Origin of the sequence: Janthinobacterium sp. BJB426, assembly GCF_002735705.1 — a bacterium.
Classification (GTDB): domain Bacteria; phylum Pseudomonadota; class Gammaproteobacteria; order Burkholderiales; family Burkholderiaceae_D; genus Janthinobacterium.
Genome location: NZ_PDZL01000023.1, coordinates 1 through 15749, shown reverse-complemented (window position 1 = coordinate 15749; position 15749 = coordinate 1). Strand labels below are relative to the sequence as shown.

The 15749-nt window shown below is 65.2% G+C and carries 9 protein-coding genes; 6 read left to right on the top strand and 3 right to left on the bottom strand.

Annotated features, from left to right (window positions below; all coding sequences use genetic code 11):
* Window positions 1-111: 111 nt before the first annotated feature.
* Genes CSQ93_RS29575 through CSQ93_RS29565 form a run of 3 tightly spaced genes read right to left on the bottom strand, consistent with a single transcriptional unit; the run spans window position 112 to window position 754 of the window.
* Window positions 112-291, bottom strand: coding sequence for a phage virion morphogenesis protein (locus CSQ93_RS29575; RefSeq protein WP_233516333.1), 180 nt, complete (start codon window positions 289-291; stop codon window positions 112-114).
* The gene (locus CSQ93_RS29570; RefSeq protein WP_233516332.1) at window positions 258-464 is read right to left on the bottom strand and encodes a phage virion morphogenesis protein; all 207 of its coding nucleotides are present in this window, start codon (window positions 462-464) and stop codon (window positions 258-260) included. The genes CSQ93_RS29575 and CSQ93_RS29570 overlap by 34 nt, the downstream gene beginning before the upstream one ends.
* On the bottom strand, window positions 461-754 hold the full coding sequence (locus CSQ93_RS29565; RefSeq protein WP_233516340.1) for a phage tail protein: 294 nt from the start codon (window positions 752-754) through the stop codon (window positions 461-463). The genes CSQ93_RS29570 and CSQ93_RS29565 overlap by 4 nt, the downstream gene beginning before the upstream one ends.
* A 236-nt stretch (window positions 755-990) precedes the next feature.
* Between CSQ93_RS29565 and CSQ93_RS24950 the strand changes: the two genes are divergently transcribed.
* From CSQ93_RS24950 to CSQ93_RS24925, 6 genes are all read left to right on the top strand, one after another.
* Window positions 991-2157, top strand: coding sequence for an efflux RND transporter periplasmic adaptor subunit (locus CSQ93_RS24950; RefSeq protein WP_324847642.1), 1167 nt, complete (start codon window positions 991-993; stop codon window positions 2155-2157).
* Window positions 2157-5351 carry an efflux RND transporter permease subunit gene (locus tag CSQ93_RS24945; RefSeq protein ID WP_099380363.1) on the top strand — a complete coding sequence of 1065 codons (3195 nt, stop codon included), beginning with the start codon at window positions 2157-2159 and terminating at the stop codon, window positions 5349-5351. Before CSQ93_RS24950 ends, CSQ93_RS24945 begins: the two co-directional genes overlap by 1 nt.
* The gene (locus CSQ93_RS24940; protein WP_099380362.1) at window positions 5348-6841 is read left to right on the top strand and encodes an efflux transporter outer membrane subunit; all 1494 of its coding nucleotides are present in this window, start codon (window positions 5348-5350) and stop codon (window positions 6839-6841) included. Before CSQ93_RS24945 ends, CSQ93_RS24940 begins: the two co-directional genes overlap by 4 nt.
* 147 nt (window positions 6842-6988) lie before the next feature.
* Window positions 6989-8398, top strand: a complete 1410-nt coding sequence (locus tag CSQ93_RS24935; protein WP_199534507.1) for an MFS transporter — start codon at window positions 6989-6991, stop codon at window positions 8396-8398.
* A 190-nt stretch (window positions 8399-8588) separates the two neighbouring features.
* The gene (locus tag CSQ93_RS24930; RefSeq protein ID WP_035820818.1) at window positions 8589-10601 is read left to right on the top strand and encodes a S9 family peptidase; all 2013 of its coding nucleotides are present in this window, start codon (window positions 8589-8591) and stop codon (window positions 10599-10601) included.
* A gap of 760 nt (window positions 10602-11361) precedes the next feature.
* Window positions 11362-15749 (top strand): putative Ig domain-containing protein (locus CSQ93_RS24925; protein WP_099380361.1); only part of this gene is annotated, 4388 nt, incomplete at its 3' end.

The window sequence follows — 15749 nt, the reverse complement described above, 5'->3', positions numbered from 1 at the left end:
TACTCTAACTCATTTGATAACTAATGTCAGTTGAAGTTTGCATTGATGCAAATTGGTTTTTCTCCATGTGACGCAGCAGAGATTCGCGTATCAACGTTCGATCTGGATCACTCAAGCCCAGCAGCGGCCGCTCCGGGTACTTGTACATCTGTCCTTTTTTGCCACGCGGTCTTGCTGGCCAAACTGATGCATATGCGCCACGCGCGCCACCCAGCCAAAGAACCCGACCTCGATCTGGTCGGTGGTCGCCTTTACTTTCAGGTGTTTGGCGGTGTGAATCTTGGCGAACATGGTGGGCCTTCTGCCGCTTGATCCGCCCATTCCCTGCTGGCCTTGATGCGTTGCGCCTGGCTGCGGCGCAGGTCGATGGCGACCTTGTGATTGATGGCGCGACGCTGGGCCGGCTGCAGCTTGGCCAGCGGGGCACCGGCCCAGGCTTCCAGCGCGTGCAGGTCGTCGCTCATGGCGTCGCCTCGGGGGTGCGCCATTCGGCCAGCAGGGTGTCGCCGTCGTACAGCTTCCAGAACTCGTCCGCGTAGGCCGGCATGTGCTGTATCTCGGCCAGGTGCTGGATATCCAGGCGGCCCGCCTCGCCGGTCTTGACTGTCACGCGTTCGGTCAGGTCCAGCTTGATCGAAATATCGACCGTTTCGTGGTTGTTGAAGTCTACTTCGAAGGCAATGCCGTGCTTGCGGGTTTCCTCGTTGGTCATCAGGTCGAGCTGATGGACTTTCAGCCAGGCGATCAGGGCCATCACGTGCCCTCGTCGGCGAAGACCAGCAGGCGGTCGGAGGACCGCGCTGCAGGTCGAGGATGGCGGCGGCCATACGCGCCAGGGAAATATCGACACGGTGCACATCACGCACCGCTCCCCCCCAACCCTCACATTCATAAAAAAGCTTGACCTTCCAAGTGTGTCAGGTCGGATAAAGGTCATGGGAGTTGTTTCAGCTCAACAAAACCATGTCGACTCCAGTCGCGAAAGGCACAATGATGAAAGTCACACCAATAATCCTGATCCCCGCGGTGCTGGTCACCGCGCTTGCCGTCAGCGGATGCAAGCAGACGGCAGCGCCTGCCGCTGCGGCCAAGCCGCCCGGCGTTCCCGTTGCCGAAGTGGTCGTTCGCCAGGCAACACCGTACGTCGAGTTCAACGGCTCGCTGACCGCCGTCAAGCGGGTTGAACTGCGCCCGCAGGTGGCCGGCTACCTGCAGGACGTGAGCGTGCCGGAAGGCCGCTTTGTCGAGAAGGGCAGCAAGCTCTTTGTGATCGATCCACGCGTGTTCCAGGCGGCGGTGCATGCCGCCACGGCGCGCCTGCGCGAGGCTGAGGCGGCGTCGATGCTGGCGCAGGCCGAGCATGCACGCGTCGAACAGCTGTTCGCCACGAAGATCGTCGCGCGCGACCGTCTCGATGTGGCGACGGCAGCGCTGCATGCGGGCAAGGCACAGGTCGACGCCGCCAGGGCCGCGCTTGACGCTGCGCAGCTGGAGCTCGGTTTTACGCGCGTCACGGCGCCGATCAGCGGACGAGTCGGCCAAGTCCTCGTCACCGAGGGCAACTACGTCGCCAGCGGCGTGACGCCCCTGACGACGATCGTTTCCGTCGATCCCCTGCACGTCTATTTCGATGTCGATGAACGCACCTATTTGCGCTCGCTCGCCGCCGGCCGTGCCAGCCCCACCGCGCGTGGGGCGCAGGCGGCCAAAGTCATGGTGGCACTGGCCACGGACAAGACATATGTACGTCCCGGCCGTGTCGATTTCCTTGCCAACGCCGCCGATCGCGGGACGGGTACGGTGCGCGTCCGCGCCGTCGTCGACAACCCCGATGGCAAACTGACGCCCGGCCTGTTTGCCAAGGTCAGGCTGGAGACGGGGGCGCAGCAAGCCAGGGTGCTCGTTTCCGATCAATCGATAGGCACGGACCAGGGGCGCCGCTATGTGCTGGTGGTCGGCAAAGGCGACAAGACCGAGTTCCGGCCCGTCGAGCTTGGCCCGATGGTCGATGGTTTGCGCGTGATCGAGCAGGGGCTGCAGCCGGGCGAGCGCATCGTCGTCAAGGGCCTCGTGCGCCCGGGCATGCAGGTGACGCCGCAGCCGGCCGGCATTGACGGCACGCCCATCGCCGTGCCGAAAACATCGGGAGCCGCGTAATGTCCTTCCCACGTTTTTTCATCGACCGCCCGATCTTTGCCATCGTCCTTTCGGTCCTGATGGTGCTCGCCGGCATCGTTGCTTTTTTCCAGATGCCGCTCAGCGAATATCCTGCCGTGACGCCGCCGACCGTCCAGGTCAGCGCCGCCTATCCTGGCGCCAATCCCAAGGTGATCGCCGAAACGGTGGCGGCGCCGCTCGAGCAGGCCATCACCGGGGTCGAGGGCATGCAGTACATGTCGTCGCAATCGGCAACCGACGGCCGCATGACCCTGACCGTCACTTTCGCGCAGGGAACGAATGCCGACATGGCGCAGATCCAGGTGCAGAACCGGGTCTCGCGCGCACTGCCGCGTTTGCCTGAAGAAGTGCAGCGCCAGGGCGTCGTCACGCAAAAAACCTCGCCGGACATCCTGATGGTGGTGCACCTGCTGTCGCCCGACAAACGCTACGATCCCCTGTACATATCAAACTACGCCTACCTGCAGGTGCGCGACGAGCTGTCCCGCATCCCCGGCATCAGCGACGTCCTCGTCTGGGGCGCGGGCGAATACAGCATGCGGCTGTGGCTCGACCCGAACCTGATCGCCGCACGCGGCCTGACGGCCGGCGAGGTGATTGCCGCCGTGCGCGAACAGAACGTGCAGGTGGCAGCCGGTTCCGTCGGCCAGTCGCCCGATTCCAGCGCCGCCTTCCAGGTGACGGTCAACACGCTCGGACGCTTGACCGACGAGGAACAGTTCGGCGACATCATCATCCGCACGGGCGCCGAAGGCCAGGTGACGCGTTTGCGCGACGTGGCCCGCATCGAGATGGGCGCCGACGCGTATGCGTTGCGCAGCCTGCTCGACGGCGAGCCCGCCGTCGCTCTGCAAATCATTCAAAGCCCCGGCGCCAATGCGCTCGACGTTGCGCAGGCGGTACGCGACACCATGCAGCGGCTGGAGGAAAATTTCCCGGCCGGACTGAGCTCGCGCATTGCCTATGACCCGACGGTCTTTGTGCGTGCCTCGCTGGAGTCGGTGGCAACGACCTTGCTGGAGGCGATCATTCTCGTCGTCATCGTGGTGGTGCTGTTCCTGCGCAACTGGCGTGCCTCGCTGATCCCCCTCATGGCGGTGCCGGTGTCGCTGATCGGCACCTTCGCCGTCATGCACCTGATGGGTTTTTCGCTCAATACCCTGTCCCTGTTTGGCCTGGTGCTGTCGATCGGCATCGTCGTTGATGACGCCATCGTGGTGGTCGAGAACGTCGAACGCCATATCGAACATGGCGAGGAACCCAGGCAAGCGGCAAGGCGCGCCATGGACGAGGTCACTGGTCCCATCATCGCGATCACCTCGGTGCTCGCCGCCGTGTTCATTCCGACCGCCTTCCTGAGCGGCCTGCAGGGCGAGTTCTACCGCCAGTTCGCGCTGACGATCGCCATCTCGACCATATTGTCGGCCGTCAATTCGCTCACGCTCAGTCCGGCGCTTGCCGGTATTCTGCTCAAGCCACGCAAGGTCAAGGCCGGGGCCGAGGCCGAGGCCGTGCATGATCCGCGCAGCCTGCGTGGGCGCGCCGAGCGCCTGTTGCAGATGCTGGGCCGGCCGTTCCAGCGCGCGCCGGATGCGTATGGCAACACGGTGCGCAAAGTCGTCAGGATCAGCGGCGTGGCCTTGCTCGTGTACGGCGGCCTGCTCGCGCTGACCTTCTTCGGCTTCAAGGCCGTGCCACCGGGCTTTGTGCCGATGCAGGACAAATACTATCTGGTCGCGATTGCGCAGTTGCCCAACTCGTCATCGCTGGACCGGACCGACGCGGTCGCCAAGCAGATGTCGAAGATTGCGCTGGCCGAGCCTGGCGTTGAAAGCGTCGTTGCCTTCCCCGGCTTGTCGATCAACGGCTTCGTCAACGTGCCGAACGCGGCCGTCATGTTCGTCATGCTCGACCCGTTCAAGGCCCGAACGACGCCCGATCTCACGGCAAGTGCGATCGCCGCGCGCCTGCAGGCGAAATTTGCCGGCATTCCCGACGGTTTCCTGGGCGTGTTCCCGCCGCCGCCAGTGCCCGGCCTTGGCGCGACGGGCGGCTTCAAGATGCTGGTCGAGGACCGCGGCAGCGCCGGGCTCGATGCCCTGGTGCAGCAGACGCATATCCTGATGACCAAGGCAAGCGAGTCGGGACAGGTGGCCGGCCTCATGACCAGCCTGGACGTCAATGCCCCGCAGCTCGAGGTCGCCATCGACCGTACCCAGGTCAAGAGCCAGGGCGTGCGCCTGGCCGACGTGTTCGAGTCGTTGCAGATCTATCTCGGTTCCCTCTATGTCAATGACTTCAACCGCTTTGGCCGGACCTACAAGGTGACGGCCCAGGCCGATGCCGAGCATCGCATGCAGGCCGAGGCCATCGGCCGCTTGCAGGTGCGTAACGCGGCTGGCGACATGCTGCCCTTGTCGTCGTTTGTCACCGTCACGCCCAGTTCCGGCCCGGACCGCGTGGTTCACTACAACGGCTATCCTTCGGCCGATATCTCGGGTGGCGCGATGCCTGGCGTCAGTTCGGGGCAGGCGGTGGCGGTCATGGAACGGCTGGCCAAGGAGGTGCTGCCTGAAGGCATGAGCTTTGAATGGACGGATCTTACCTACCAGCAAAAGCTGGCCGGCGATTCGGCGCTGTTCATCTTCCCGCTATGCGTGCTGCTCGCCTATCTCATTCTTGCCGCGCAGTACAACAGCTGGCTGCTGCCGCTGGCCGTCCTGCTGATCGTGCCGATGTGCCTGCTGAGTGCGATCATCGGCGTGTGGCTGGCGGGAGGCGACAACAACATCTTTGTGCAGATCGGACTCATCGTGCTCGTCGGATTGGCCGCCAAGAACGCCATCCTCATTGTCGAGTTCGCACGTAGCCAGGAAATGGAAGGGGCCAGCGCGCTCGATGCCGTCATCGAGGCTTGCCGGTTGCGGCTGCGGCCCATCCTGATGACCTCGCTTGCCTTCATCGCCGGCGTCGTGCCGCTGGTGTTCGCCAGTGGCGCCGGCTCCGAGATGCGCCAGGCCATGGGCATCGCGGTGTTCGCCGGCATGCTGGGCGTGACGCTGTTCGGCTTGTTCCTCACGCCCGTGTTTTATGTGGTGATGCGCGCCCTGGCGGCCCGCTTCGAGCGCCACACGCCAACTCCCAAGACAAGCATGAACAGGAGCACGACATGAATCGCCCGTATCAAACAATTGTAGTTTCATTGAGTGGGCTCACCTTGCTGGCCGGCTGCGCGGTCGGCCCCGATTATGCGCCGCCGTTGCCGCCGCCGCTGTCCGCATCGCAGTTTTCCGGCAACTTGGGTCAGAGCCACGCCGGTCTCGTGCCGGGAGCGGTCGAGGTGGAGTGGTGGCGCAGCTTTGACGACCCGGCGCTCGTCACCCTGATCCAGCGGGCGCTGGCGGCAAACCATGACGTCGGCATCGCTGCCGCCCGGCTTGCGCAGGCAAAAGCCCTGCTGCGCGAAGACCGGCAAGGCTTCCTGCCGCAAGGTGGCGCCGCGCTCGGGTACGAGAAGCGCCGCTTGAGCAAGGCCGAGACGCTGCCCGGCCAGCCGCGCCAGAGCGAAAGCTATCGCGGCGCCGTCGACGCCTCATGGGAGATCGACCTGTTCGGCCGCGTGCGGCGGTCCGTGGAGGCGGGCCAGGCGCAGGCGGGCTCGCGCGAGGCCTTGCTGCGCGGCGTGCAGGCGGGCGTCGCCGCCGCGGTGGCGGCCACCTGGTTCGAGCTGGGCGGCATCGAGGCTGAACTCGCTGTCGTTGCCAGCATCGTGCAAAGCCAGCGCGACAGCCTGGCGCTGGTCGAGCGCATGCTGAGCGCAGGCTCTGCCAGCGAGTTCGACCGCCTTCGCGCCGAGGCCTTGCTGCGCTCGGTGGAGGTGGCCGCGCCCGAACTGGAGCGCCGCCGCGCGGCCTCCGTCAACGCGCTGGCCGTCCTGCTTGGTGAAGTGCCGCAGACGTTCAGCCTTCCCGCCGCCCCGCCGGCAGGTGACGCGCTGACGCTGCGGGCGATTGCCGTGGGCGACCCTGCCGGGCTGCTCGCGCGGCGCGCCGATATTGCGGCGGCCGAGCGCAATCTGGCTGCCGCGACCGCGCGCATCGGGGTGGAGACGGCGGGCCTGTATCCCGAGGTCCAGGTAACGGGATCCATCGGACTCGTCGCGGGCAGCCTCGATGCCATGGGCGACGCTGGCATGCAGTCGAGCTTGCTTGGCCCCGTGATTCGCTGGAATCTGCTCGATACGGGGCGCGTGCGCGCCCGCATCGCCGCCAGCGAGGCACGCACCCGGGAGGCCTTGCTCGTCTATGACCAGACCGTCTTGCGCGCACTCCAGGAAACGGACGATGCCTTCAAAGCCCATGGCGCGGCAGGCAGCACGCTTGGGCTGCGGCTGATGGAGGCTGCTGCAAATCGCGAGGCTGCGCATCTTGCCAGGCTACAGTTTTCCGCAGGCGCAGGCCTCTACCTGGAGGTGCTCGAAGCGGAACGGGCCGACTTTGCCAGCCGTCGTGCGCTGGCCATCGCGCGCACCAACCAGCGCCTTGCCGTTGTCAGCATCTACAAGGCGCTGGGCGGCGGCTGGGAGATCTGCACGCAGGCAAGCGACGACTGTGACGGCGCCCGGGCGCTTCCGCGGACGACGCAACTCGCAGGCAGGCCGTGACCTGACTGCGTCCGAGCAGCATGCCGGGCCGACCCTGTTGATACACGGCGGTCCGGGTCTTGCGCCTTTTGCTTGACCATCCCTGCGTTGTAAGCCAAATACTCCATATCAATCGCAATACGCGGGAAATTGATCTGGAGAACGTCAATGCAACAATTTATACCTGATCCGAAAAGATGGGCTGCTCTGGCCTTGCTGTGCGCCGCGCAGTTCATCGTGATCCTCGATACGTCCATCATCGGTGTGGCACTGCCCGCCATGCAGCGGGACCTCGGCTTCAGCGCCAGCGGGCTGAGTTGGATCTTCAATGCCTATGTCATCGCCTTTGGCGGCCTGCTGCTGCTGGGAGGACGGCTGGGTGACCGGCTTGGCGCCCGCCGCATTTTTACGGGTGGATTTGCCATACTGACCGCCGCTTCGCTGCTGGCCGGGCTGGCACACAGCCAGGAAATGCTGCTTGCCGGCCGCGCACTGCAGGGAGTGGGCGCCGCATTGATCGCACCGTCCGCACTGACGATCATCATGCGCCTTTTCGGGCATGACGGCGCGGAACTGGGCAAAGCATTCGGCTTCTGGGGGGCGGCCGCTGCCGCAGGCGGCTCAGCCGGCGTGTTTCTGGGCGGCGTGATTACCGAATGGATGGCGTGGCAGTGGACTTTCCTGATTAACGTGCCGCTCGGCCTGCTCGTGCTGGCCCTGATTCCAGCCGTGCTCCGCAAGTCTGCGCGCAGCAGCGGGGCCATCGACTGGTTTGGCGCGATCAGCGTCACTGGCGCGCTGGTCAGCCTGGTGTATGCCATCGTCACCATCGAATCTGCCGGGTCTGGCTCCGTGCCGGTTTTGCCGATATCGGCCGGACTGCTCGCCGTCTTCCTGATCAGCCAGTTCGTGCGCCGCGAACCGCTGCTTCCCTTGGGCATCTTCAAGGCGCGGAACTTGGCAGCAGGCAATTTTGTGATGGCGCTGCTTGGCGCCGCCTGGATCCCGCTCTGGTTCTTCCTGAACCTGTATCTGCAGCAAATTCTTGGTCTGTCGGCGCTCGCCAGCGGCTTGGCGCTCCTGCCCATGACCATGACGATCATGGTCGTGATGGTGGGATTTTCCGGCAAGCTGATAGGACGGTTTGGCGTCAAGTCCAACCTTGTGCTTGGCTTGTTCCTGATGGCTGGCGCGCTGCTCATGTTTGCGAGGCTTCCGCTGAACGGCTCCTATGTGACGCACGTTCTCCCGGCCTCCATGCTGGCCGCCCTGGGGATGGCCCTGGCGTATATTCCGACGACGATGACAGGCATGGCTGGCGCCAGGCCAGAGGAAACAGGTCTCGCTTCAGGCCTGATCAATACGAGCTACCAGATCGGCTCTGCCATCGGTCTCGCCATCATGGTTGTGCTCTCGACCTCCGGCATCGGCCACGGCACCGGGCACACTGCCGAAGGCATGCTGGCGGGTTTCCAGGCGGCATTCCTGGGAGCTGGCGTCGCCGCCGGCCTGGCCGCGTTCGCGGCACTGGTCTTCGTTGGATCTGCTGGTCCGCAACGCGAGGTGGCCGCGGGCTAGCGCGGCTTCAGCGAACGCACATGCACGGCATGCATCACCGGCCGTGCATTTCATCGCCCGTTTCCGCCATCCTGTCCCTGGATTTCCGTCTCCTGTCGCTGTAGTCAACCTGGCAATACGGGTTTGGCCTATGATTTGCTGGCACGTGCACGTGTGACGTTTCCCTTCATCCATCAACCATGAGGTGTCCATGATTCGCTATGTCCTGCCTGTCCTGTTGTTCGCCGGCGCACTGCCGGCGCACGCCCAAGCCCCTGTCAAGGAAACGCCGCTGATCGAGCGGGCCAAGCTGTTCGGCAATCCCAGCAAGTCCGGTGGCAAGCTCAGTCCTGACGGGCGGTGGCTGTCGTGGATCGCGCCGCGCGATGGCGTGCTCAATGTGTGGGTGGCGCCGGCCAATGATCTGGCGCAGGCGCGCCCGCTGACGGAAGAAAAGGTGCGGCCCATCCGCAGCAGCTTCTGGTCGCCCGATTCGACAACCCTGCTGTTCATCCAGGACAAGGGCGGCGATGAAAACTTCCTGCTGTACGGCGTGAACGTGGCGAGCGGCAAGCAGATCAATTACACGCCGTTCGAGAAGACGCGCGTGCGGATCGTGCAAATCAGCAGCAAGGTGAAGGACCGCATCCTCGTCGGCATCAACAACCGCGATGCGCGCTGGCACGACGTGCACAGCCTGGACCTGGCCAGCGGCAAGCTGACCCTGGTGCAGCAGAACGATGGCTATGGCGGCTATGTCGCCGATGAGCTGCTCAACTTGCGCATCGCCAGCAAGGCGCGCACCGATGGCGGCATGCAGTATTTCCGCCTGAGCGATGGCAAGGTCGAGAGCACGCCGCTGGCTGAAGTGGGCCTGGAAGATGCGCAGACGACGTCGCCGCTGGGCTTTACGGTCGACGGCAAGACCCTGTACTGGACCGATTCGCGCGGCCGCAATACTTCGGCGCTGCTGGCGCAGGACGTGGCCAGCGGCAAGACCACGGTGGTGGCGCAAGACCCGCGCACGGATATCGCCGATGCGCTGTACGACATGCGCACGGGCAAGGTGCAAGCCTATACCGTCAATTATCTGCAGCAGGAATATCTGCCGCTGACGGACGAGCTGAAAGCCGACCTGGCTTTCCTGAAGAAAAATACGAAGGGCCAGTTCACGGTGACGTCGCGCACGGATGCCGACGACAAGTGGCTGGTGGCAGTCGACGCCGTCACGGCGCCGCCATCGAGCTGGCTGTACGAGCGCAAGACCAAAAAGCTCACGCGGTTGTATGTGACGCGTCCGGAACTGGAAGGCGCGCCGCTGGTGCCCATGCATGCGCAGCAAATCAAGGCGCGCGACGGCCTTACCCTGGTGTCCTATCTGACCTTGCCGCAGGCGTCGAAGGCGACGGCCGGCGGCAAGGCCACGCAGGCCGTGCCGATGGTGCTGCTGGTGCACGGCGGCCCGTGGGCGCGCGACACCTATGGCTACAATGGTTATCACCAGTGGCTGGCCAACCGCGGCTACGCCGTGCTGTCCGTGAACTTCCGCGGCTCGACGGGCTTCGGCAAGCAGTTTATCTCGGCCGGCGACCTGCAGTGGGGCCGCAAGATGCATGACGACTTGCTCGACGCCGTGCAATGGGCGGTGCAGAGCGGCGTGACCACGGCCGACAAGGTGGCCATCATGGGCGGCTCGTATGGCGGCTACGCCACCCTGGCCGGCATGGCGTTTACGCCGACGACGTTTGCTTGCGGCGTCGACATCGTCGGCCCGTCGAATCTGTTTACCTTGCTGCAAACCATCCCGCCGTACTGGGAAGCGGGCAAGCAGCAGTTCTACAAGCGCATGGGCGACCCGACGACGGAAGAGGGCAAGGCGCTGCTCAAGGAACGTTCGCCGCTGAACTTTGCGCAGAACATCCAGCGCCCGCTGCTGATCGGCCAGGGCGCGAACGACCCGAGAGTCAACGTGGCTGAATCGGACCAGATCGTGGCGGCCATGGCGGCGAAGAATATTCCCGTCACGTATGTGCTGTTCCCGGACGAGGGCCATGGCTTTGCCCGGCCCGTCAACAACATCGCCTTCAATGCGGTGACGGAAAACTTCCTGGGCCAATGCCTGTCTGGCCGCGCCGAGCCGATCGGCGCCACCCTGAAGGCGTCCACCGCGCAGGTCAAGCACGGCGCCGAGTTTGCGCCGGGGTTGAAGGAAGCGCTGCAGTAAAGGTGCTGTACAAGCGGGGCCGCCCATGCGCGGTCCCGCTTGCCATACAAAATCCCGCATACCGATGGCGAGGCCGGGCATGTTGGGCGGGTGGCTAGCGACATGACAGCCTCCCGAGCCCCCGGCCACACGTAGAATCCACCGTCCACCCTGTCCGTTTGAAACGGCAGCGGCTCCCGAAACGATAGGCGCGCGCCGCGCGCATCCGCTAATTCACGTCGTGTGTTGGCGGCGTCGTCACATATCTCACACAGCAGGGGAAAGCAGGCTTGCCTGTGCCGAGCGGGGGGCGCTTTACCCTTCAGCGCCGCGCAAATAGCGCGTCAGGGCATCGCTGCCAGCCACACGATCCGCTCGGAAGCAGTGCTTGAAACAGTGTTATTTTTTCAAAACACTTGTCAAATGAGACATAAATGAGACATTTTTTAATGGAATTTGATTTTTCTTAAAGACAGTGGCCTTTAGCAATACCTTATCGTTGCTTTTTGTATCACTTATAGTAGGATGCATTGATTAAAAGCAAGTCTCATAATCCTGGTAAACCTTTTCTGCGTGCTGACTGGCGGCTGAGAAATCGGTGTGAATGTTTGTCAAGGTGTGCGGCTATTCGGGCAAGGTTCAGTCTTAAAAAATGTATGAAGGAAGACAAATGTTTCTAAATTTCACGAAATTTGGATGCCTATCCACGCCCGTCCGGGGTGTTGATGGCTGCATTGCCAGAGTCCATGGTGCGCCGCCTGCCCAAGGCCTGGCGCCGTCAATGCTGATGTACCTGGCGGGAACTTTGCTATTTGTCTTGCTGTCCCTTTTTTCCAGCCAGGCTTCCGCCGCCAGCACCTGCCCGAGCCCGCGCGCCGTCAGCATCGTAGCGGGGGGAGAGTATTACGAGGATTACACCAATGCGCCTTGTTCCCAGTTCGGCCTGACGGGAACCCTGGTGGCGCCGCTGTATGGCACGCTGGAAGATTCGAATGCCACGAATGCCGTGCGCTACCGGAATACCAATCTCAGCGCGACCTCGGACACGTTTACCGTCAGGGATGATGTGGGGCAGCCCATCGTGTACAACGTCACGATCACCTCCGCCATCGTGCTGTCGCCGGCTACCCTGCCGAATGCCACGGTGGCCCTGACTTACCCGACGACGACCATGACGGCGACGGGGGGCGCGGCACCGTACACCTATGCCATCAGCGCTGGCACCTTGCCGGCTGGCATGAGCTTGAGTGCTGGCGGTGTGCTGTCGGGTACGCCGACAGCGGGCGGCACCTTCAACTTCACCGTGCGCGCCACCGACTCGCTGGCCATCAATGGCACGCGCCCGTATACGCTGACGGTCTCCGCGCCCACCATCACCATCGCGCCGACGACCTTGCCGGCAATGACAGTCGGTCTCGCCTACAGCCAGGCCATCACCGGCGGCGGCGGGACGGCAGCGTACAGCTATGCCGTCACTGCCGGCAGCGTGCCTGCGGGCTTGAGCCTGGCGGCGAACGGCACCTTGTCCGGCACGCCGACGGTAGCCGGGGCATACAGTTTTACCGTCACGGCCACCGACAGCAGCGCAGGGAGCGGTCCGTACACGGGCGCGCGCGCCTATTCCGGCACGGTGGCGGCCGGTGCGCCAGTCGCCAATGCCAGCAGCGCCATAGTGGCTTACGGCAGCAGCGCCAATCCGCTCACACTGAGCCTGAGCGGCGGTGCGGCGACATCGGTGGCCATCGCCTCCGGCGCCTCGCACGGCACGGCGACGGCCAGCGGCACCAGCATCACCTACACGCCGACGGCAGGTTACGGCGGACCTGACAGTTTTACTTACACGGCCAGCAACGGCATCGGCACCTCGGCACCGGCCACCGTGACGATCACGGTCAGTGGCCCCACGATCACGATTGCACCCTCCACCGTACCAGCGGGAAGCGTCGCTACGGCCTACAGCCAGACCGTGACGGCCGCGAACGGCACGGGGCCGTACACCTACGCGATCAGCGCCGGTTCCTTGCCAGCCGGGTTGAGCTTGAATACCGCCACCGGCACGCTGTCGGGCACGCCGACGGCAGGCGGCGTCTTCAACTTCACCTTGCGGGCCACGGACAGTTCGACGGGCAGCGGCCCGTATTCCGGTGCGCGCGCCTACTCGCTGACGGTGGCGGCACCAACCATCACCATCGCGCCGACGACCCTGCCGGCAATGATGGCCGGCGTCGCCTACAGCCAGGCCATCACCGGCGGCGGCGGGACGGCAGCGTACAGCTATGCTGTCACTGCCGGCAGCCTGCCCACCGGCTTGACCCTGGCGGCGGACGGCACCCTGTTCGGCACGCCGACGGCCACAGGCGCGTACAGCTTTACCGTCACCGCCACCGACAGCAGCACCGGCAGCGGACCCTACACCGGCGCGCGCGCCTATTCCGGCACGGTCGCGGCCGGTGCGCCAGTTGCTGGCGCCAGCAGCGCCTCGGTGGCCTACGGCAGCAGCGCCAACCCGATCACCCTGAACCTGAGCGGCGGTGCGGCAACGTCGGTGGCCGTGGCCTCCGGCGCCTTGCACGGCACGGCGACGGCCAGCGGCACCAGCATCACCTATACGCCGACGGCAGGTTACGGCGGGCCTGACAGTTTTACTTACACGGCCAGCAATGGCGTAGGCACCTCGGCACCGGCCACCGTGACGATCACGGTCGGTGGGCCCACCATCACGATTACGCCAAGCACCGTGCCCGCGGCAACTGTGGGGGCGGCCTACAGCCAGAACGTGAGCGCAGCGAATGGCGCCGCGCCCTATACCTATGCGATCAGCGCCGGTTCCCTGCCAGCCGGACTCAGCCTGAATACGTCCACCGGTTTGCTGTCGGGCACGCCGACGGCGGCAGGCACGTTCAATTTCACCGTGCGCGCCGAGGACAGTTCGACGGGCAGCGGCCCGTATGCCGGTGCGCGTGCCTATTCGCTGACGGTGGCGGCACCGGCGGTCGGCATCGCACCATCGACCCTGCCGGCAATGACGGCAGGCGTCGCTTTCAGCCAGGGCGTCAACGCCACGGGCGGCACGCCAGCATATAACTATGCCGTTACTGCCGGCAGCCTGCCCACCGGCTTGACCCTGGCGGCGGACGGCACCCTGTCCGGCACGCCGGCGGCAGCGGGCGCTTACAGCTTCACCATTACCGCTACCGACAGCAGCACCGGCGCAGGCGCTCCCTTCTCTGGCTCACGCGCCTATTCCGGCAGCGTGGCACCGGGTGCGCCCATTGCCGGCAATGTCAGCGCCACGGTAGCCTACGGCAGCAGCGCCAACCCGATCACCTTGAGCCTGAGCGGCGGCGCGGCAAGCTCGGTGGCGGTGGCTTCCGGTGCCTCGCACGGCACGGCGACGGCCAGCGGCACCAGCATCACCTACACGCCGACGGCCGGTTATGGCGGGCCGGACAGCTTTACCTACACGGCCACGAACGGGATCGGTACCTCGACAGCGGCCACCGTGACCATCACCGTGGGCACGCCGACGGTGACGATAGTGCAAACCAGCGTAGCTGGTGGAACAGTCGGCGCGGCCTACAGCCAGACCCTGACGGCCGCAAATGGTCTGGCACCATACACCTATGCGATCAGCGCCGGTGCCTTGCCGTCCGGCGTGAGCCTGTCCAGTGCCGGTCTGCTGGCGGGCACGCCGACGGCCGGCGGTACCTTCAACTTCACCGTGCGCGCCACGGACAGTTCCACGGGCAGCGGTCCCTATGCTGGCGCGCGGGCTTATTCGCTGACGGTGGCGTCGCCAACGGTCAGTGTTGCGCCGTCGACCCTGCCGACAATGACGGCAGGCGTCGCTTTCAGCCAGGCCATCACTGCCACCGGCGGCACGGCAGCGTACAGCTATGCCGTCACCACCGGCAGCCTGCCGGCGGGGCTGACCCTGGCGGCGAACGGCACCGTGTCGGGCACGCCGACGACGGCGGGAGCGTACACCTTCAGCATCACCGCCACGGACAGCAGCACCGGCAGCGGACCGTATGCAGGCGTCCATGCCTATTCAGGCACGGTGGCGATCGCCGTGCCCGTCGCTGGCGCCGTGACCACCACGGTGGCTTACGGCAGCAGCGCCAATCCGATCACCCTGAACCTGGGCGGAGGCGCGGCGGTCTCGGTGGCCGTGGCAGCGGTACCCGCGCACGGCACGGCGACGGCCAGCGGCACCAGCATCACCTACACGCCGACGCCAGGCTACAGCGGCAGCGACAGCTTTACCTACACGGCCACAAATGGCAGCGGCACGTCCGCTCCCGGCACCGTGACGGTCACCGTGGGCGCGCCGACGGTCAGCCTGGCTCCGGCCAGCTTGTCCAACCCGACGGCTGAAGCGGCTTACAGCACGACCCTGACGGCGACGGGCGGCACAGCGCCGTACAGCTATGCCGTGGTGGGCACCTTGCCCGTTGGCCTGAGCCTGAACGCAGCCACGGGCGTGCTGTCCGGCACGACGAATGTGGCGGGCAGCTTCCCGTTCAGCATCAAGGTCACCGACAACAGCACGGGCGTGGGCGCGCCGTTCAGTGCGACCAACAGCTATACCCTGGCCATCGCAGCGCCAACCTTGACCCTGACGCCGGCCAGCCTGGCGGCGATCCGCGCCGGCGACGCGTATAGCCAGGCATTCACGGCCGGCGGCGGCGTTGCGCCCTACGTCTACTCTTTGAGCAGCGGTAGCTTGCCGACCGGCCTGGTGCTCAATGCGGCGACGGGCATCGTCAGCGGCACGCCGACTGTGGCGGGCAGCTACAACTTCACCTTGCAGGCGCGCGACGCGCACCAGTTCACGGTGCAGCAGGCGCTGACCTTGCAGGTGAACCAGGCGCCGCCGCCGGTGCCGAATGAAACGGCGACCACTTCGGCGAACCAGGAAGTGAGCCTGACCATCGCGTCCACGGATGGCAGCCCGATCACGGACGTGACCATCGTCACGCCGCCGCAGCACGGGACCGTCACGGTGGTTGCGAGCGGCGCGGCGGGGGGCGGCAGCGGCCGCTCTTTCAAGGTGACGTATGTGCCGAATGCGAACTACTTCGGCCCTGACGCCTTCAGCTACACGGCGACGGGTCCGGGCGGCACGTCCGCGCCCGCCACGGTCAGCCTGACGGTGGCGCCGCAGCC

Bases quoted from the DNA above. Each gene is read 5' to 3' on its own strand.
- CSQ93_RS24930 (WP_035820818.1), top strand. From the start codon at position 8,589: ATGATTCGCTATGTCCTGCCTGTCCTGTTGTTCGCCGGCGCACTGCCG.
- CSQ93_RS24935 (WP_199534507.1), top strand. From the start codon at position 6,989: ATGCAACAATTTATACCTGATCCGAAAAGATGGGCTGCTCTGGCCTTG.
- CSQ93_RS24950 (WP_324847642.1), top strand. From the start codon at position 991: ATGATGAAAGTCACACCAATAATCCTGATCCCCGCGGTGCTGGTCACC.
- CSQ93_RS24945 (WP_099380363.1), top strand. From the start codon at position 2,157: ATGTCCTTCCCACGTTTTTTCATCGACCGCCCGATCTTTGCCATCGTC.
- CSQ93_RS29565 (WP_233516340.1), bottom strand. From the start codon at position 754: ATGGCCCTGATCGCCTGGCTGAAAGTCCATCAGCTCGACCTGATGACC.
- CSQ93_RS24940 (WP_099380362.1), top strand. From the start codon at position 5,348: ATGAATCGCCCGTATCAAACAATTGTAGTTTCATTGAGTGGGCTCACC.
- CSQ93_RS29575 (WP_233516333.1), bottom strand. From the start codon at position 291: ATGTTCGCCAAGATTCACACCGCCAAACACCTGAAAGTAAAGGCGACC.
- CSQ93_RS29570 (WP_233516332.1), bottom strand. From the start codon at position 464: ATGAGCGACGACCTGCACGCGCTGGAAGCCTGGGCCGGTGCCCCGCTG.